The organism is Streptomyces sp. NBC_01498 (genome assembly GCF_036327775.1).
Taxonomy (GTDB): domain Bacteria; phylum Actinomycetota; class Actinomycetes; order Streptomycetales; family Streptomycetaceae; genus Streptomyces.
Map to the genome: position 1 here is coordinate 2,185,556 of NZ_CP109598.1, position 18,467 is coordinate 2,204,022.

The following is an 18,467-nucleotide window of genomic DNA, read 5'->3' on the forward strand; positions in this document are numbered from 1 at the left end:
GGCGGCTCAGGGGCGTACGGCGGTGGTTCGCACCATCGGGTGAAGTGGGAGTGCGGCGTACGTGGGGGCGCGCTGTTGAGTGCGCCTTTCGCGCCCCGCAGGTGTACAGCTCACTCGTCCGTGAGTCCGCAAGCTCCGTGAATCGGCGAGTGCGTGAGTCCGCGACGAACTGGCGGGGCGGGTGCGATCAGCGGGCGCCGCAGCCGCGGCGCCCGGCTACTCCTTGGTGCTGGTGGCCCGGTCCGACTCGACCGTCACGTCCTCGTCCGGCACGGCGTGACCCGCGCGCAGGAGATCGATGCGTCCCATGACCTTGGCCCGCAGGTCGGCCGGGACGTCGTCCTGCCCGCAGCACCGCTTGACCAGCTTCTTCACGGCCTGTTCGAGCCCGTACTTCTCCAGGCACGGCGAGCACTCGTCGAAGTGCTCCTCGAACTTGGTGCAGTCCTTGTCCGGCATCTCCCGGTCGAGGTACTCGTAGAGGTGGTCGAGAACTTCGGCGCAATCCGTCTCGTGCGGCTCTCCGCAACTCATGAGCCCGAGCCTTTCCGATCGTCCGACGACTCTCCGGCGCCGGCCGGGACGAGCCCGCGCTCGCGGGCGTAGTCCTCAAGCATGCCGCGCAGTTGACGCCGGCCCCGGTGCAGTCGCGACATCACCGTACCGATGGGTGTCCCCATGATGTCCGCGATCTCCTTGTACGCAAAGCCCTCGACATCGGCGAGATACACGGCGATGCGGAACTCCTCGGGAATCGCCTGGAGGGCCGACTTCACGTCGGAGTCGGGGAGGTGGTCGAGCGCCTGGGACTCGGCGGAGCGCAGACCTGTCGACATGTGCGACTCGGCGCGTGCCAGCTGCCAGTCCTCGATCTCCTCGGCGGCGCTGCGCTGGGGCTCGCGCTGCTTCTTGCGGTACGAGTTGATGAAGGTGTTGGTGAGGATGCGGTACATCCACGCCTTGAGGTTGGTTCCCTCACGGAATTGGTGGAAGGAGCCGTACGCCTTGGCGTAGGTCTCCTGCACGAGGTCCTCGGCATCGGCCGGGTTGCGCGTCATGCGCAGGGCGGCCGAATACATCTGGTCGAGATAGCCGAGTGCGTCCCGCTCGAAACGGGCGTTGCGCTCGGCGGCGGACTCTTCCCTGCGGCCGTCGTCGGTCCCTGTGTCGGTCCCAGTGACCGGACCCACCTCCTCCAACGCTGCGGCGGGCCCGAAGGCGGACCCGCTCGAATCGGAGAATAGTCGACCTTGTGCCGGGGCGGGCTTCGCGGCGGTCTCGGCCGACGACCGGGCCGTCGCGGTCCTCGGTGCGGAGAGGACCGTCCACTCCATCTCGGAGGCGCGCGACCGGCTGGTGCAGAGGGTCGAACCCATGCGACGGACTTCCTTTCCAGCTTCTGTGTACCGACATCCCCCACAACAGCCGTCACCGGCGACGCATTCCCGGGTGCCCGCGCACGCTCCGTCAGGGGGCCGACGGTGAGGCGTGGGGGGCTGCGCCGGGTCGCCAGCCGTGGTCGTCCGTCGTCGTCAGCGGGCCGACTGTGACCGGATCCACTGCCCGACGCCGTCCGTCAGGACGGTCAGGGCCTCGTCCTGGGTGAGCGCCGCCCTCTTGGGGAGGGCGAAGGAATGGTCGCCGTACGGCACCTCCAGCAACTCGTACGGTGCACCGAGGGGCCCGCGCGCGCCGCCGGGGAATTCGGCCGGCTTCCCGAAGGGGTCGTTCCCGCCCTGGACGACGAGGGTCGGTACCCCGGCCCCGAGCAGTTCGTCGGCGCGGGACTTCTCCGGCCGGCCGGGCGGGTGGAGCGGGAAGCTCAGTGCCAGTACGGCGTGGGCGCCCAGCTCCCGCGCCGTACGGCAGGCCACGCGCGCCCCGGCGCTGCGCCCGCCCGCGACGACGGGCAGGCCGGATTTCCCGAGGGCGGGCCACAGGGCCCGCCAGGCCGTGTCGAGGGTCTTCGGCGCGGGCGCGAGTCTTTTCCCGGCGACCCGCCACGGCTGCTCGACCAGCGCCACGGTGACCCCGAGCGCGGGCAGCGCCGCGGCGAGCGCACGGAGGTCGCGGGCCTCGACGCCGCCGCCGGCGCCGTGGCCGACGGCGAGCACGAGGCGGGCCGCCGTCTCCTCCTCAGGAGGGTGCCAGGTGATACGGGCGTCGCCCGCCGGGGTGTCGACGATCTCGCTCTGCATGAGTCCAAGGATCACACCGGACGGACACCGGGCCGGTAACCCCGAAGGGGAAGCCCGCGCCCGAAGCGAAAGCCCGCAGCGGATCGGACCCGACGAGGATCAGGGCCCGAAGGGGGTCAGAAGAGGGTGCCCTCCTCGGGCGCCGCCAGTTCCTCCAGCAGCTCCGGACCGTTGTTCCGTACGTTGCTGACCGCCGTCGTCACGGGATAGGCCCGCATCAGCCCCTCCGGCGGCGGCGCCAGCAGCTCGCGCAGTCCGTCCGGATCCGTACGCGCCGGATCCAGCCAGGCGTCCCAGCGCTCGGGCAGCAGCATCAGCGGCATCCGGGGGTGGATGTCGGACAGCGAGGCCGGGCCCTCGGCCGGGGCCACGCCGAGCGGGGCGGTCTCCGCCTCGGTCGTGATGACCGAGCAGGTCACCCACCAGGCGTTCGGGTGATCGTCGGGCAGGGTCCGGTCGCGCCAGAACTCGTACAGGCCCGCCAGGGCCATCACCGAGCCGTCGGCCGGGGTGACGAAGTACGGCTGTTTGCGTGGCCGCTTCTTCTTTCCCTGCTCCTCCAGCCGCCGCTCGTCCGGCGCGGTCACCCATTCGTAGTAACCGTCGGCCGGTATGAGACAGCGCCGTGAGGCGAAGGGGCCGCGGAAGGACGGCTTCTCGTGCACGGTCTCCGCGCGCGCGTTGATCATCCGGGCCCCGCCCTCGGGGGTCTTGGACCAGGAGGGCACGAGGCCCCACCGGAGCGTGCGGAGCTGTCGTACGGGGGCGGGGTCGTCGGCGCCCTTCACCGGGCGCTCCAGGACGACGTACACCTCTTTGGTAGGCGCCACGTTCCAGTCGGGCGGGAGGGGGTCCCCGTTCTCCGGAGGTTCCCACGCCTCGACCTCGAAGACCTCGGCGAGATCCTCCGGGGTCCGGCTCGCCGCGTACCGACCGCACATGCTGCACCACTCCTCCGCCGTGATCCGGCGCCTCGACGCGTGATCACGCTACCCACTCCGCGGTGACGCGCGCAGGGGGTCGGGGTATGCCGGGACGGGTGGCGGCGGCCGGGAGGGTGGGGCCGCCGCCACCCGAAGCCTGTCGGGGCCGGGGGTGCGTCCCGGCCCCGACAGGGACATGTGCCGGCTACGACTCCGCTCGGGTCAGCGGATGTTGACGTCGACGCAGGCGTAGAAGGCGTTCGCGGTGTCGAAGACGTTCCAGACGGCCAGGACCTTCTGGTTGCCGCGGATGCTGCCGAAGTTGACGTTGTGGCTGACCGACGCGCCGGGCTGGGCACCGCCGTCGTTGAACTCGGCGACCTTGGTGTTGCCGACGAAGTACTGCCAGGTGCTGGTGCGGTGCCGCGCCGTCAGCGTCCAGTTGAAGGTCTGGTTGGCGCTGATGTTGCTGCGCTGCCAGCCCTTGCTGTCGTTGCTCAGCTCGGAGAATCTGCCCACACCGCCGTGGCAGTTGGTCTGGCCCTTCGGGCCCTCGACGCTCTGCGGCTCCCACTTGATGTCGCCGCAGGAGACAACGCCGGTCTTGCACTGGTCCTGCCGGCTGGCGGGCGAGTTGATCCAGCCGTGCGCGGAGGCGGCCGGGGCGGGCAGGGTGACGGCGATGATCGGTGCCACCGCCGCGCTCAGGACGAGCGCGAGACGGGTTTTCTTGTGCATGACAACTCCTTCGTGGCGATGTCCGGACGGCCGACGCCGGCGACATGACCGGCTCCGACCTTGACGGACTCACTCGTGTGGGGAACTCGCGAAGGTGCACGAACAGTTGCATCGACAGCGGCAGAAGTCCGGTGACGGTCCGGTGGAGCACTGTCGCGGGGGCCTGGCCACTCCCATGTTCTACTAGGTCTAGACCATGGCAGCCGCTTTCGGGTGGCGTCAAGACTTGAACTGCCCTTGACCGCACGTGGCTTGAAACCCTCTAGGTCGTATGGGCGGGTCACGGCATGCGCGCAAGTGCCACACTGCGACGACGCACATCCTCCTAAGGAGTCGTCCGAGCGATGATCAGTACCGCCTCCCGCGCCCTCGCGGCCTCCTCGCCGGCCGAGCTGTGGGACCGCGTCTTCGGCACCCAGCCCGTCCCGGACGACTGGCTGGTGATAGCCACCGCCGTCGTGGCGCTCGCCGCCGTCGGCCCGCACCCGGTCTGGCGGGTCTCGCGCAACGCGGTCACCATCGCCCACGAGGGCGGCCACGGCCTCGTCGCCCTCCTCACCGGCCGCAGACTCGACGGCATCCGGCTGCACTCGGACACCTCGGGGCTCACCGTCAGCCGCGGCAGGCCCACCGGCATCGGCATGATCCTCACCGCGGCGGCCGGCTACACGGCGCCGTCCCTGCTGGGCCTCGGCGGCGCCTGGCTGCTCGCCGCGCACCACATCACCCTGCTGCTGTGGCTGGCCACGGCCCTGCTGCTGGCCATGCTGGTGATGATCCGCAACGCGTACGGCGCGCTGACCGTCGTCGTCACGGGCGCGGCCTTCCTGCTGATCTCGTGGCTGACCGGCCCCACCACCCAGGCCGCGTTCGCGTACGCCGCCGTCTGGTTCCTGCTGCTCGGCGGGGTACGGCCCGCCTTCGAGCTCCAGTCCAAGCGACGGCACGGCGGCGCCCCCGACTCCGACGCGGACCAGCTCTCCCGGCTGACGCACGTACCGGCGGTGCTGTGGCTGTTCCTCTTCCACGCCGTCTCGCTGTGCTCGCTGATCGGCGGCGGCACCTGGCTGCTGGGCCTGTGACGCACGGCGGGGACCCGGCGCTCACCCGGTCGGCGTCCGGTGGGGCGGCCGGGACTCATGGGCCGCCGGCGACGCGCACGGACCCCCGAACCGGTGCCGCGTCCTCATACCACCTCATTATTACGCCCTGATTTCCCCGTATTTGATCGAGATCAGGCTCGTTGAGCAGCCACTAAAGTGAAGAGCATGACCGAAAGCGCCGTGCACCCTGCCCTCTGGCCCGCCCCCCACGCGAGCGGAGCCGTCGAAGCGACGGTGACCGTGCCCGGCTCGAAATCGGTCACCAACCGCGGCCTCGTCCTCGCCGCGCTGGCCGCCGAGCCGGGCTGGCTGCGCCGCCCCCTGCGCTCCCGGGACACCCTCCTGATGGCGGACGCCCTGCGCGCGATGGGCGTCGGCATCGAGGAGACGGTCTCCTCCAGCTCCGCCGCCGCGGGCTCCATGACCCCGGTGGGCGCCGGGGGCGGCGCCCCGTACACCGGCGAGGCCTGGCGGATCTTCCCCAACGGCCTGCACGGCCCGGCCACGGTCGACGTCGGCAACGCCGGCACGGTCATGCGCTTCCTGCCGCCCGTCGCGGCCCTCGCCGACGGCCCCGTCCACTTCGACGGCGACCCGCGCTCCTACGTACGCCCGCTGCACGGCGTCATCGACGCCCTGCGCGCGCTCGGCGCCCGGGTCGACGACGAGTCCCGCGGTTCGCTCCCGCTGACCGTGCACGGCGGCGGCGCGCTGGACGGCGGCGCCGTCGAGATCGACGCCTCCGCGTCGTCGCAGTTCGTGTCCGCGCTGCTGCTCTCCGGCCCGCGCTTCAACCAGGGCGTCGAGGTACGGCACGTGGGCGCCACCCTCCCGTCCCTCCCGCACATCCGGATGACCGTCGACATGCTGCGCCGGGTCGGCGCCCAGGTCGACGAGCCGGAGACGGGCGGCGAGCCGAACGTCTGGCGGGTCTCCCCCAGCGCGGTGCTCGGCCGGGACCTGACCGTGGAGCCGGACCTGTCCAACGCCCAGCCGTTCCTCGCCGCCGCCCTGGTGACCGGCGGCCGGGTGACCGTACGGGACTGGCCCTCGCGCACCACGCAGCCCGGCGACGTACTGCGCCGCATCTTCACCGAAATGGGCGGTTCCTGCGAACTGACGCCCCACGGGCTGACGTTCACCGGAGGCGGCCGGGTCCACGGCATCGACATCGACCTCGGCGAGGTCGGCGAACTCACCCCCGGCATCGCCGCCGTCGCGGCCCTCGCGGACGGCCCCTCGACCCTGCGCGGCGTCGCCCATCTGCGGCTCCACGAGACGGACCGGCTGGCCGCCCTCACCAAGGAGATCAACGAACTGGGCGGTGACGTCACCGAGACCGCCGACGGTCTCCACATCCGCCCGCGCCCGCTGCACGGCGGTGTCTTCCACACGTACGACGACCACCGCATGGCCACGGCCGGGTCGGTCATCGGTCTCGTGATCGAGGGCGTGGAGATCGAGAACGTCGCGACGACCTCCAAGACACTGCCCGACTTCCCGCAGATGTGGACCGAGATGCTCGCGGGAGCGGGAGCCTGACGCGATGCGCCGCTACGGCAAGAACCCGGACGAGGACGACATCCGCAGCCGCCCCAACCCCAAGGGCAACCGGCCGCGCACCAACATCCGCCCCAAGCACGAGGACGCGGCGGAGGGCATGGTCCTCACCGTCGATCGCGGCCGGCTCACCTGTCTGGTCGGCGACACCGTCGTCCTCGCGATGAAGGCCCGGGAACTGGGCCGCAAGGCCGCCGTGGTGGGCGACCGGGTGATGCTCGTCGGCGACCTCACCGGCAAGAAGGACACGCTGGCGCGCATCGTACGGATCGAGAAGCGCCGCTCCGTACTGAGGCGCACGGCGGACGACGACGACCCCTTCGAGCGCGTGATCGTCGCCAACGCCGACCAGCTCGCCGTCGTCACCGCCCTCGCCGACCCGGAGCCCCGGCCCCGGCTGATCGACCGCTGTCTGGTCGCGGCGTTCGACGCCGGGCTCGAACCGCTGCTGATCCTCACCAAGTCCGACCTCGCCCCGGCGGACGAACTGCTGGACACCTACCGGCCGCTGGGCATCGGCTACGTGGTCACCCGGCGGGACGAACTGGCCACCGGCGAGGCCGCCGACCGGGTGCGTGAGGCGCTCGAAGGCCGCACGACCGCCTTCGTCGGGCACTCCGGCGTCGGCAAGACGACGCTGGTCAACGCGCTCGTACCGGACGACCGCCGCCGGACGACCGGTCAGGTCAACGCGGTCACCGGGCGCGGCCGGCACACCACCACCTCCGCGCTGGCACTGCCTCTTGAGAAGGCCGACGGCTGGGTGATCGACACACCCGGTATCCGTTCCTTCGGGCTGAACCACGTCGACCCCTCGCGGGTCATCCTCGCCTTCCCGGATCTCGTGCCGGGGACGGAGGGCTGCCCGCGCGGGTGCGGCCACGACGAACCGGACTGCGCGCTGGACGCCTGGGTCGCCGAGGGCCACGCCGATCCCTCGCGGCTCGACTCGCTGCGCCGGCTGCTCTCCACCCGGGAGCGGCGCGAGGGCGACTGATCGCGGGATGTCTGCCGCCTCCACGCCCGGTCGAGCACATAAAACCGGCCCCTCCCTGGCAAGGTCTGACAAGACACCGCAAGGCATGTCGAAACGCGCGGTCAGGGATGCGGGAGGCACAGGACGATGGCGTGGCTGCTGGTCGTGGTCGCGGGGCTGCTGGAGACGGGCTTCGCCGTCTGTCTCAAGCTCTCGCACGGATTCACCCGGCTCTGGCCGACCATCGCGTTCGCGGCCTTCGCGCTGGCGAGTTTCGGTCTGCTGACCCTCTCTCTCAAGAAGCTCGACGTCGGGCCGGCGTACGCGGTGTGGACGGGAATCGGCGCGGCCGGTACGGCGATCTACGGGATGATCTTCCTGGACGATCTCGTCTCCGCGCTGAAGATCGTCTCGATCTCCCTGGTCATCGTCGGAGTCATCGGCCTTCAGCTCTCGGGCTCGCAGCACTGACCGCACCGCCGCCTCCGCCGCCGTTGGCGGGCCCGGCGACGGCGGCGCGCACCAGGCGGCCCACGGACTCGCCGTCCGGTGCCACGACGTGGGCGAGGGCGAGACGTACGGCCAGCTCGCAGCGGAAGGCCAGCTCGGCGGAGTCGTCCTTCGTACGGAGGACGGGCTCGGCCCTGCGGTGCGGCGGGGTGCGCGCCGGATCCGTACGCGCGGAATCGGCCCGCGCCTGCTCGGTCCGTACGTGCTCGGCCCGCGCCTGATCGACACGGGCCTGATCGACACGGGCCTGGTCCACGCGCGGCCGTCGCAGCCGCCCGGCCGGTACACGCCCCGGCTCCGCACGGGGCGGGGACGCGGGCTCCGGGCGCCCCCGCCGGTCGCCCCGCGACGGGTCCAGCGCGACCACGGCTCTGTTCCGCACCGCCGTCACCAGGTCCGCCGGGGCGGGCGGCCCGGCATCCGCGCGGCGCTGGGCGGGCGCCCCGCCCGGGGCGGCCGAGGGGCGTACGGGACGCGGCGCCGGGTGACGCTCGGTCCAGCCGTCCGTGAGCAGGGCCCGCAGCAGCGGCCTGGAGCGTGCCTCGGAGACCGTCCACTCGGCCACCGACACCAGCCGGTCGACCGGGTCCGCGGGCTCGGCCAGCAGCCGCTCGACGCCGTGCAGATACAGATCCGCCTCGCGCCGCACCAGCGCGCGGGCGAGACCGTCCTTGCTGCCGAACTCGTTGTAGAGGGTCTGCCGGGAGACTCCGGCGGACGACGCGACGTCGACCATCCTGACGGCGGACCAGGGCTGGTCCGTGACCGCCGCGAGGGCGGAATTGAGTAGGGCTTCACGCGCTGTAGGCATCATTGCCTCCCGGGCCGATCGGCTCCGCACTCAGAGTTGACGCAGGCTCGCACGCTGTCAAGGGTCCGCGGCGGCCGTCCCGCTCCCCGGCCGCCCGTAGCCCGATCTCGGACGCGGTCGATACTGTGACGACCATGCCCGATTACCACGATGATCTGCGACTCGCCCATGTCCTGGCGGACGCGGCCGACGCCGCGACGATGGACCGGTTCAAGGCTCTCGACCTGAAGGTCGAGACGAAACCGGACATGACCCCGGTGACCGAGGCCGACAAGACGGCCGAGGAGCAGATCCGCGGCAATCTCCAGCGTGCGCGGCCCCGGGACGCGGTGCTGGGCGAGGAGTACGGCATCGAGGGAACCGGCCCGCGCCGCTGGGTGATCGACCCGATCGACGGCACCAAGAACTACGTACGCGGTGTGCCCGTGTGGGCGACGCTGATCTCCCTGATGGTGGCCGGCGAGGGCGGTTTCGAGCCGGTGGTCGGTGTGGTGTCGGCGCCCGCGCTGGCGCGGCGCTGGTGGGCGGCCAAGGGCGGCGGCGCGTACACCGGCCGCAGCCTCTCGTCGGCGAGCCGGCTGCACGTGTCACAGGTCTCGCGCGTCGAGGACGCCTCGTTCGCGTACGCGTCGCTGACGGGCTGGGAGGAGCAGGGCCGGCTCGACGGGTTCCTGGATCTGACCCGGGTCTGCTGGCGTACGCGCGGGTACGGCGATTTCTGGCCGTACATGATGGTCGCCGAGGGGTCGGTGGACATGTGCGCGGAGCCGGAGCTGTCGCTGTGGGACATGGCGGCGCCGTCGATCGTCGTCCAGGAGGCGGGCGGGCGGTTCACCGGTCTGGACGGCCGTCCGGGACCGCACAGCGGGAACGCGGCGGCGTCGAACGGGCTGCTGCACGAGGAACTGCTCGGCTATCTGAACCAGCGCTACTGACGGTCCCGCCGACCGGACGATGCCGTCCTGGCAAGTTCTGTTGCCTGGACACTCGGCCATTCGGGGGAATCGGAGTCGTTGGCGCGCCTGGGGCGTGCGACGTCGATCACCGCACGCCGGGTTCCTCACCTCACCCGCCCCCTTGTTGCGTCACGGCGGGGGTGCCACTCTGAAAGTCCCCCCACTTGTGAACTTGTGAATCCGTTCTCCAGCAGAGGGACCGGTTCACCGAGGAGGTGGCTCCACCCCATGCTCGTCCGTGACGCCATGAGCACGGTGGTCCTCACCATCGGGCCCACCCACACACTCCGCCAGTCCGCGCAACTGATGGCGGAGCGCCGTATCGGTGCGGCCGTCGTGCTGGACACCGACACCTGCGGACTCGGGATCATCACCGAGCGCGACATCCTGATCTCGATCGGCAGCGGGCAGGATCCCGAGGTCGAACTCGCCGGCACCCACACGACCACCGACGTCGTCTTCGCCTCACCGGTCTGGACGCTGGAGGAGGCGGCCCAGGCGATGACGCACGGCGGCTTTCGCCATCTGATCGTCTGCGACGACCGGGAGCCGGTCGGCATCGTGTCGGTACGCGACATCATCCGCTGCTGGGCCCCGGCCAAGCGGCGGCCGGCGGCGCTGACCGGCTGAGGCCGGTCTGGGCCGCCGTTGCGGCCGGGCCGCTCCGGGCCGCGTACGGGCCGACCGGGCCGACCGGTCGATCCGGGTCCCGCGTTCCTGCCGGGCGGAAGCCGATCCCGCGCAGGGTCCGATCCGCCGGTCCGGCCGGCCGGACTCCGCCCGGACCGGCACCCGCACGGCGGGCCGCGAGTGCTGGCGCTGACTGCCGGGAAAAACGATGGAGGCCGGGTCCGTCCCGGAACCCGGCCTCCACCTCATTCGGCGAGGGCCGTCAGCCGCGCAGGGCCTGGACCGCGGTGTCGAGCCGCTTGCCGAAGTCTCCGTCCGCCCGACGGAAGTTGGTGACCGCCCGCTCGGCGATGTCGTCGCGCGAGACCTTGGAGATGAACTGGGCGAGGTTGTCGATCAGCCGTGCCTTCTCGTCCTCCGACATCAGCCGGTAGAGATTCCCGGCCTGCACGAAGTCGTTGTCCTCGGCGTGACTGGGGGCCTCCGTGCTGCCGGTGGCGCCCGCGACGGGCAGGGGCTCCCAGAGGGGCCGGTCGGTCTGGAACGGGCCGCCGAAGCTGTTCGGTTCGTAGTTCTTGGCGCCCTTGTGCCTGCCGTCGTACAGGAAACCGTCCCGGCTGTTCGTACGCGCCTCGGTGGCGTGCGGACGGTTCACCGGCAGATGGTCGGCGTTGACACCGACGCGGTAGCGGTGGGCGTCGCCGTACGCGAACAGACGGCCCTGGAGCATCTTGTCCGGCGAGGGGCCGATCCCCGGCACGAAGTGCGCCGGGCTGAAGACCGACTGCTCGACCTCGGCGAAGATGTTCTCCGGGTTGCGGTTCAGCTCCAGCCTGCCGATCTCGACCGGCGGGTAGTCCTCGTGCGGCCAGACCTTGGTCAGGTCGAACGGGTTGAAGCGGTACGTGGCCGCCTCCGCCGCCGGCATCACCTGGACCTGCACCGTCCAGGACGGGAAGTCACCGCGCTCGATGGACTCGCGCAGGTCACGCTGGTGGCTGTCGGGGTCCACCCCGGAGAGCCGGTTCGCCTCGTCGGTGGTGAGGTTCTTGATGCCCTGGTCGGTCTTGAAGTGGTACTTGACCCAGAAGACCTCGCCGGCCGCGTTGTTCCACTGGTAGGTGTGGGACCCGTACCCGTTCATGTGGCGCAGCGTGGCGGGGATGCCCCGGTCGCCGAAGAGCCAGGTCACCTGGTGCGTCGACTCGGGGCTCAGCCCCCAGAAGTCCCAGACGTTGTCGGCCTCCTGGCTGCCGGTGTACGGGTCGCGCTTCTGGGTGTGGATGAAGTCGGGGAACTTGATGGCGTCCTTGATGAAGAACACCGGGGTGTTGTTGCCGACGAGGTCGTAATTGCCGTCCTCGGTGTAGAACTTCAGCGCGAAGCCGCGCGGGTCGCGCACCGCGTCGGCCGAGCCGAGGTTGCCCGCGACGGTCGAGAAGCGCAGGAACGTCTCGGTCTGCTTGCCGATCTCGGAGAGGAACGCCGCCCTCGTCCACCGCGACACGTCGCGGGTGACCGTGAAGGTGCCGTACGCGCCGGCGCCCCGGGCGTGCACGACGCGCTCGGGGACGCGCTCGCGGTTGAAGTGGGCCAGCTTCTCCAGAAGGGCCTGGTCCTGCACCAGCACAGGGCCGCCGACGCCCGCCGTCTCGCTGTTCTGGTTGTCGGCGACCGGCGCGCCGGCCTCCGTGGTGAGCGGTCCCTGCGTCACGTACGCCTCCTGCGTCATCGTCTGCCCGATCCGTCCCCCGGCGAATGCCTGCCACGATCCTACGGTGGACTTTGTCTAAGTCAAGCAAGAGTCCAACTCGACACTCGTTCAGGATCTAGGGACCCTCACTGTTAAGCTGACCCTCATGAGTGACCTGTTGGAACGACTTCGCGAACGCGGCTGGCGGATGACCGCCCAGCGCCGTGTGGTGGCAGAGGTCCTCGACGGGGACCACGTGCATCTCACGGCCGACGAGGTGCACGCGCGTGCCGTCGCGCGACTGCCCGAGATCTCCCGGGCGACGGTCTACAACACCCTGGGCGAGATGGTGACCCTCGGCGAGGTCATCGAGGTGTCGACGGACCGCCGCGCCAAGCGGTACGACCCGAACGCCCACCGGCCCCACCACCACCTGGTCTGCGCGCGGTGCGGCACGATCCGCGACGTGCACCCGACCGGCGACCCGCTCGCCGACCTGCCCGCGGCGGAGCGTTTCGGCTTCTCGGTCTCGGACGTGGAAGTGACGTACCGGGGCACCTGCCCCACCTGCGCCGCGGCCTGACTCCCGGCAACGACGTTCCGGACGTCCCGCTCGACCCCGCGCCCGCCCCATGACCCGAACACGACGAAGGCCCGGATCCTTGACCGGATCCGGGCCTTCGTTCTCTGCGAGTAGCGGGGACAGGATTTGAACCTGCGACCTCTGGGTTATGAGCCCAGCGAGCTACCGAGCTGCTCCACCCCGCGTCGGTGAACCTGACATTACGTGACCCCGTCGACCAGCGCAAATCCGTTTCGGCGGGGGCAGGACACCCGCCCAGCACCTCACGCGGGGCACCGGGGAGGTGACCCCGCACGACACGGGTCCTCCGCCTCGTGACGGGCTGGCGGCCGCACCCGCCGGGCTCCCCCGGCCCACGAACGCCGACGAGCCGACCAGCGACCGGCGAGCGGGCACCGGGCACCGGGCACCGGGCACCGGCAGCCGATGTCAGACCCCGCCGCCCGGGGCCGCCCGGTGATCGCCGCTCACGCGGTCAGCTCCTGGTGCAGCGCCTCGCGCAGCCGCGCCGCGCGCTCCGTCACCTCGGACGGACCCAGCTCCACCGCGCGGGCGCACCAGTGCTGGCCCTCGGCCAGCTCACCGCGCCGGGCGGCCAGCAGCGCCAGGCGCAGCGCGGCGCGCCCGTGGCCCGCCTGCGCCGCGCGGGACCACCAGAGCGCCGCCTCGCGCTCGCTGCCCTCGCGGGCCAGCAGGAGTCCCAGGTTGAAGGCGCCGTTGCGGCTGCCCGCCTCCGCCGCCTCCCGGTACCAGCGCGCCGCGTCCGTCATGTCGCCCCGCCCCGCCGCGAGCATCCCGACGCGCACCTGGGCACGGCGGTGGCCGTGCTCGGCGGCCCGCTCGTACCACTGCTCGCACTCGGTCTTGGCCGGCTGGCCCTGGCCGAGCGCCGGAGCGCCGGGCGGGGGCTGCCGGGCGTCCAGCAGGGTGGCCAGCCGGAAGGCCGCCTCCGTACTGCCGCCGCCGGCCGCGCACCGCAGGTGCCGCTCCGCCGCCTGCTCGTCGCCGTCCCTGAGGCACGCGATGCCGACCTGGAGGGCCGCCTCGGTGTGCCCGGCCGCCGCCGCCCGCTCGTACCAGAGGAGGGCGGCGCGGTCGTCGTCGCGGCCCGCGTGCAGGATGCCCAGGTTGAACGCGGCGTCGACGCTGCCCGCCTCGGCCGCCTTGGAGAACCACGGTTCGGCGCCGGTCGGGTCGTCGGCCTGGAGGAGCAGCACGGCGAGCGCGTTGGCCGCCTCGCGGTGGCCCGCGTACGCGGCCCGGCGGTACCACTGCTCGGCCTGGACGGTGCGGTCCTGGGCCGCGCAGAGCAGCCCGAGGTTGTACGCACCGTTGACGTCTCCCGCGTCCATCGCGGCGCGGTACCAGCGCTCGGCGGTCTGCTGTTCGCCGCGCGCAGCGTGCAGCGCCCCGAGCGCGTTGGCGGCGTTGCCGTCGCCGTCCTGCGCGGCCCGCAGCCACCAGACGGCGGCGCTCTCCTCGTCACCGGCGTCGCGCAGCAGGAAGCCGAGGGCGCAGGCGGCACGCGCCTCACCGTCCTCGGCGGACGTCAGATACCAGCGTCCCGCCTCCTTCAGCTCGCCGCGGCTCTCCAGGATCGCGCCCAGGTGCAGCGCGGCCCGCCGGTGGCCGCGCGCCGCCGCCTGCCGGTACCACTGGGCGGCCTCCGCGAGGAGCGACTGGCCCGCGTCGGCGTCGGGCCCGGGACCCGTACCGCCGTTGCCCCCCGCGCCCTTGCGCGCGCCGGTCTGCGCGCCGGGGCCCGCGCCCCGGCCCGTGGTCACGCCCTTGACCGCGACGACCGCGCGGGCACTGTGGCCGGTACGCGCGGACTGCCGGGCGCGCCGCTCCAGCGCCCGTGCGAGGCGGTACGAGGCTTCCCGGTGCCCCTGCTCGGCGGCGGCCCTCAGCCACCGCTCGGAGCCGACGTCGCTGCGGTGTTCCAGCAGGTCGGCGAGGGCGTACGCGCCCAGCGCGTGCCCCTGTTCGGCGGACTGGCGCAGCCAGTACTCGGCGGCGGGCTCGTCGCCCTGCTCGCGGTAGTACCGGCCCAGCGCGTGCGCGGCGGCGGCGGACCCGGCGACGGCGGCGACGCGCCACCAGCCCGACGCCTCCTCGGGGTAGCCGCGCTGATGGAGGAGAACGCCCAGGTTGTTGGCCGCAGCGCGGTCGCCCTCGGCGGTGGCCGCGCGCAGATAGGTCTCGGCGGCGTCGAGATCGCCCCGGCGCAGCAGCAGCGAGCCGAGCACGCTCATGGACGCGACGTCACCGGCGTCGGCGGCCCGCCGGTGGCGCGCCTCGGTCTCGGCGTCGGCGTTCCCCGTCGGGCCGTCGGCATTCGCGGCACCGGTCGCGTCCCCGGAATTCTCCGCGTCGGCCGCACTCTTCGCCCGTGGCTGCACAAACCACCCCGTCTCCAACAGAGTTGCCCTGTCCCCCATAAAGTCCATCGTTGCACCACCTGTTACCCGCGTACACCCGGTACAGCGCGGCCAGCAAGGTCACTTCAGCGTTTTGTCGACATGCCCACAGAGAGACAACTCAAACTCTTCTCACGCCAACTCCCGCCGCTCACCCTCCACTTCACCCGACGGACGGTCACGGACCGACCACGAACAGACACCGACATGGCGCAGCACGCGACAGAGGCCCGGATCCTGATCGGATCCGGGCCTCTGTCTTTCGAGTAGCGGGGACAGGATTTGAACCTGCGACCTCTGGGTTATGAGCCCAGCGAGCTACCGAGCTGCTCCACCCCGCGTCGTTGTGTCCCAACCGTACCACGACGCGGGGTGGTTGCTGATCAGCTCGGGTCCTCGCCCCCGTCCGCCGGGGCCTCGGCCGGCGGCGCCGGGGTGGTGGCCTTCTCCGCCGCCGCGGCCCGCTCCAGGGCGTCCTGGAGGGCCTCCTGGGCCTTTCCGTACGCGACCCAGTCCTGCTTCGCGAGGGCCGCCTCACCGTCCGTGTACGCCTTCTGGGCGTCGGCGATGGCCTTCGTGAGCGCGGCGTCGCCGGTGGCCGGCGGCGTCGTGGTGTCACCGTCGCCCGGCGGTGTCGTCTCCGGTGGCGGTTCGGCGCCGTCCACTCCGAACACCGCGTTCAGCGCCTCGGAGAGACTGTCCTTGAAGACCGGCTTGCCTCCGTAGGAGACGGCGACCTTCTTCAGCAGCGGATAGTTCGCGCTGCCGCCGCGCGCGTACACCGGTTCGATGTAGAGGAAACCGCCGCCGAGCGGGACCGTCAGGAGATTGCCGTACTCGATGTCCGAGTCGGTGCCTCTCATGTCCCGGACGAACGTGGCGACTTCGGGTACACCGTTCAGCTCGCTCTGCACCTGTTGGGGTCCCTGGACCGTGGAGGTCACTCTCAGGACCCGGATCGTGCCGTAGTCGTCGCTGTTGGCGTCGGCGTCCACCGCCATGAACGCCCCCAGATTGGGGCGGCCGTTGGGGGTGAAGGTCGTCGTCAGCGAGAACTTCTGCCCGGACTGTCCCGGCATCTTCAGGCTCAGGTAGTACGGCGGGACCGCGCTGTTGTCCTTGTTCGTCGGGTCGTCGGGCACCTGCCACGCGTCGGAGCCGCTGTAGAACTGGGCGGCGTCCGTGACGTGGTAGCGGGTGAGCAGCTCGCGCTGGACCTTGAACATGTCCTGCGGGTAACGCAGATGGGCCAGCAGGTCCGGCTTGATCTCCGTCTTGGGCTTCACCGTGTCCGGGAACGCCTTCATCCAGGTCTTAAGGACCGGATCCTCGGTGTCCCACTGGTACAGCTCGACAGAGCCGTCGTACGCGTCGACGGTCGCCTTCACCGAGTTGCGGATGTAGTTGACCTGGTTCTGCTGTGCGACGACCGCGCGCTGGTTGTTGGTCAGCGAGTCGGCGGTGGTGTCGCCCAGCGTCGTACGGGAGGCGTACGGGTAGCCGTTCGTCGTGGTGTAGGCGTCGACGATCCACTTGATCTTGTTGTCGACCACGGCCGGGTAGGCGTCGCCGTCGATGGTCAGCCAGGGTGCGACCGCCTCGACGCGCTCCTTGGGCGTGCGGTTGTAGAGGATCCGCGAACCCTCGCCGATGGCGCCCGAGTAGACCATCTGCGGCTCGTTGAACGCCACGGCGTACGCCGCGCGGTTCACCGGGTTGGAGAGGTCGACACCGCTGTCGCCCTTGTAGCTGGTGGTCTTCTCGCCGTTCTTCTCGTAGTCGAGCTCCTTCTGCGGGCCGCCCACGATCGAGTACTGCTGGGTCTTCTCGCCGTAGTAGATCCGCTGCTCGTACTCGCCGAGCTGGCCGGTGGTCGGCAGCCCGGACTCCGTGAAGTCGGGCGCGCCCACCGTGCCGTCGTTCTCGTCGGTGACCGTCCCCGTGCCCTTGGACGCGATCGCTCCGTACCCATGGGTGTAGGTGAAGTGGTCGTTGATCCAGTTGCGCTTGGGGATACCGGCGATGTTCAGTTCGCGCAGACCGATGACCGTGTCCTGCGGCTTCTTGTCCGGGCCGAGGTAGCGGTCGACGTCCAGCGTGTCCGGGAACTGGTAGTACTTGCGCTCCTGCTGGAGCTGCTGGAAGGCGGGCGACACGACGTTCGGGTCGACCAGCCGGTAGCTGGCGGCCGAGTCGGCCTCCTCGCGCTGCTGCGACTTCTGCGCGGGGTCGCCCTTGCCGGAGTAGTCCGTCACGTCGGCGTCGTCGATCCCGTAGGCGGCCCGTGTGGCATCGATGTTCTTCTCGATGTACGGGGCTTCCTTGGCCTGCTCGTTGGGCTGGACCTGGAACTTCTGCACGATGGCCGGGTAGAGGCCGCCGATCAGGATCGCGGACAGCACCATCAGACCGAAGCCGATCACCGGCAGCTGCCAGGTACGGCGCCAGAGCGTCGCGAAGAACAGCACGGCGCAGATGGCGGCGATGCAGAACAGGATCGTCTTCGCCGGGAGATAGGCGTTGGCGTCGACGTACCGCAGACCCGTCCAGTTGCCGGTGGCCTTGAAATCACTCGACTTGACCGCGAGCCCGTACCGGTCGAGCCAGTACGCCACGGCCTTGAGTGAGACGAACAGACCGAGCAGCACGGAGAGATGACCGGTCGCCGCGCCTGTCGCACGCGCGCCGGGGCTGGTGACGCGCAGCCCTCCGTACAGATAGTGCGTCAGCGCGGACGCGATCAGCGCCAGGATCACGGCGGCGAAGCCGAATCCGAGCATGAAGCGGTACCAGGGCAGGTCGAACGCGTAGAACTGCACGTCCATGTGGAACTGCGGGTCCTTCTGACCGAAGGGCACGCCGTTGACCCACATCAGCCAAGTGCGCCACTGACCGGCGGCCGACGCGCCGGCGATCAGCCCGACCAGCGCGGTGATCCCGGCCAGCACCCACTTCTTGTACGGGGCGATGCCCATCCGGTAACGATCGAGACTCTGCTGCTCCAGCGACATCGCGCTCAGCGGCGGACGGAGCCGGTGCGCCAGCCAGATGTTGACGCCGACGGCCGCCGCCATCAGCAGACCGAAGACCGCGAACAGGCCGATCTTCGTCCAGAGGGTGGTGGTGAAAACGGACGAATAATGCACCGAGCGATACCAGAGCCAGTCGGTCCAGAACCCCGCGAACATGACGAACATCATGGCCAGCACAGCCAGGATGCCCAGTGTCATGAGCAGGGTCCGGGCACGTCTGGACGGCCGGCCCACTCTGATCCGTGGCCCGGTCGGGCCTCCGCCGCGGTCCGGCATCTGGAAAGCCAACGTGCGCACCTCGAAGTTCGCGGTCGTGTGAAAACAACTGAATCGG

The 18,467-nt window shown here is 71.0% G+C and carries 15 protein-coding genes, 2 tRNA genes and 1 pseudogene; 7 read left to right on the forward strand and 11 right to left on the reverse strand.

All coding sequences use genetic code 11. From position 1 onward, the window contains the following. Nucleotides 1–216: 216 nt before the first annotated feature. The 5 genes from rsrA to OG875_RS09040 all read right to left on the reverse strand — a co-directional run bounded on the left by rsrA (nucleotide 217) and on the right by OG875_RS09040 (nucleotide 3,859). Nucleotides 217–534, reverse strand: coding sequence for a mycothiol system anti-sigma-R factor (gene rsrA / locus OG875_RS09020; RefSeq protein ID WP_330173694.1), 318 nt, complete (start codon nucleotides 532–534; stop codon nucleotides 217–219). Next, complete coding sequence (locus OG875_RS09025) at nucleotides 531–1,190, reverse strand: sigma-70 family RNA polymerase sigma factor (protein WP_330177672.1); 660 nt, start codon at nucleotides 1,188–1,190, stop codon at nucleotides 531–533. The genes rsrA and OG875_RS09025 overlap by 4 nt, the downstream gene beginning before the upstream one ends. A gap of 342 nt (nucleotides 1,191–1,532) precedes the next feature. Further along, nucleotides 1,533–2,198: an alpha/beta hydrolase family protein gene (locus OG875_RS09030; RefSeq protein ID WP_330173695.1), complete on the reverse strand. Its 666-nt coding sequence runs from the start codon at nucleotides 2,196–2,198 to the stop codon at nucleotides 1,533–1,535. A gap of 116 nt (nucleotides 2,199–2,314) precedes the next feature. Further along, complete coding sequence (locus OG875_RS09035) at nucleotides 2,315–3,139, reverse strand: SOS response-associated peptidase (protein ID WP_330173696.1); 825 nt, start codon at nucleotides 3,137–3,139, stop codon at nucleotides 2,315–2,317. Between the two features lie 204 nt (nucleotides 3,140–3,343). Then, complete coding sequence (locus OG875_RS09040) at nucleotides 3,344–3,859, reverse strand: lytic polysaccharide monooxygenase auxiliary activity family 9 protein (RefSeq protein WP_330173697.1); 516 nt, start codon at nucleotides 3,857–3,859, stop codon at nucleotides 3,344–3,346. A 344-nt stretch (nucleotides 3,860–4,203) separates the two neighbouring features. On the opposite strand from OG875_RS09040, the gene OG875_RS09045 reads away from it, so the two are divergent. The 4 genes from OG875_RS09045 to OG875_RS09060 all read left to right on the forward strand — a co-directional run bounded on the left by OG875_RS09045 (nucleotide 4,204) and on the right by OG875_RS09060 (nucleotide 7,969). Then, the gene (locus OG875_RS09045; protein ID WP_330173698.1) at nucleotides 4,204–4,941 is read left to right on the forward strand and encodes a M50 family metallopeptidase; all 738 of its coding nucleotides are present in this window, start codon (nucleotides 4,204–4,206) and stop codon (nucleotides 4,939–4,941) included. 186 nt (nucleotides 4,942–5,127) lie between these two features. Further along, the gene (aroA, locus tag OG875_RS09050) at nucleotides 5,128–6,504 is read left to right on the forward strand and encodes a 3-phosphoshikimate 1-carboxyvinyltransferase (protein ID WP_330173699.1); all 1,377 of its coding nucleotides are present in this window, start codon (nucleotides 5,128–5,130) and stop codon (nucleotides 6,502–6,504) included. Nucleotides 6,505–6,508: 4 nt separating this feature from the next. Continuing rightward, nucleotides 6,509–7,519, forward strand: coding sequence for a ribosome small subunit-dependent GTPase A (gene rsgA / locus OG875_RS09055; protein WP_330173700.1), 1,011 nt, complete (start codon nucleotides 6,509–6,511; stop codon nucleotides 7,517–7,519). Between the two features lie 126 nt (nucleotides 7,520–7,645). Beyond that, entirely contained in the window at nucleotides 7,646–7,969 is a 324-nt protein-coding gene (locus OG875_RS09060; protein ID WP_330173701.1) for a DMT family transporter, read from the forward strand. Nucleotides 7,970–8,330: 361 nt separating this feature from the next. On the opposite strand, the pseudogene OG875_RS09065 reads toward OG875_RS09060, so the two are convergent. Beyond that, nucleotides 8,331–8,819, reverse strand: a pseudogene (locus OG875_RS09065) (TetR/AcrR family transcriptional regulator); the annotation flags it as partial. Between the two features lie 134 nt (nucleotides 8,820–8,953). Between OG875_RS09065 and hisN the strand changes: the two are divergent. Both hisN and OG875_RS09075 read left to right on the forward strand, forming a co-directional pair. Continuing rightward, on the forward strand, nucleotides 8,954–9,754 hold the full coding sequence (hisN, locus tag OG875_RS09070; RefSeq protein ID WP_330173702.1) for a histidinol-phosphatase: 801 nt from the start codon (nucleotides 8,954–8,956) through the stop codon (nucleotides 9,752–9,754). 249 nt (nucleotides 9,755–10,003) lie between these two features. Continuing rightward, complete coding sequence (locus tag OG875_RS09075) at nucleotides 10,004–10,405, forward strand: CBS domain-containing protein (protein WP_330173703.1); 402 nt, start codon at nucleotides 10,004–10,006, stop codon at nucleotides 10,403–10,405. Between the two features lie 262 nt (nucleotides 10,406–10,667). Here OG875_RS09075 and OG875_RS09080 read toward each other — a convergent pair whose 3' ends face one another. After that, a complete protein-coding gene (locus OG875_RS09080) occupies nucleotides 10,668–12,137 on the reverse strand; it encodes a catalase (RefSeq protein ID WP_330173704.1) in 1,470 nt (489 codons plus the stop codon). Between the two features lie 127 nt (nucleotides 12,138–12,264). Here OG875_RS09080 and OG875_RS09085 point away from each other — a divergent pair, with 127 nt between their 5' ends. Next, nucleotides 12,265–12,681, forward strand: a complete 417-nt coding sequence (locus OG875_RS09085) for a Fur family transcriptional regulator (RefSeq protein WP_330173705.1) — start codon at nucleotides 12,265–12,267, stop codon at nucleotides 12,679–12,681. 111 nt (nucleotides 12,682–12,792) lie between these two features. Here OG875_RS09085 and OG875_RS09090 read toward each other — a convergent pair. The 4 genes from OG875_RS09090 to OG875_RS09105 all read right to left on the reverse strand — a co-directional run bounded on the left by OG875_RS09090 (nucleotide 12,793) and on the right by OG875_RS09105 (nucleotide 18,409). Next, a tRNA-Met gene (locus OG875_RS09090) sits at nucleotides 12,793–12,866 on the reverse strand. Nucleotides 12,867–13,148: 282 nt separating this feature from the next. Then, nucleotides 13,149–15,131 carry a tetratricopeptide repeat protein gene (locus tag OG875_RS09095; protein ID WP_330173706.1) on the reverse strand — a complete coding sequence of 661 codons (1,983 nt, stop codon included), beginning with the start codon at nucleotides 15,129–15,131 and terminating at the stop codon, nucleotides 13,149–13,151. A 237-nt stretch (nucleotides 15,132–15,368) separates the two neighbouring features. After that, a tRNA-Met gene (locus OG875_RS09100) sits at nucleotides 15,369–15,442 on the reverse strand. Nucleotides 15,443–15,484: 42 nt separating this feature from the next. After that, the gene (locus OG875_RS09105) at nucleotides 15,485–18,409 is read right to left on the reverse strand and encodes a UPF0182 family membrane protein (protein ID WP_330177673.1); all 2,925 of its coding nucleotides are present in this window, start codon (nucleotides 18,407–18,409) and stop codon (nucleotides 15,485–15,487) included. Nucleotides 18,410–18,467: the final 58 nt, after the last annotated feature.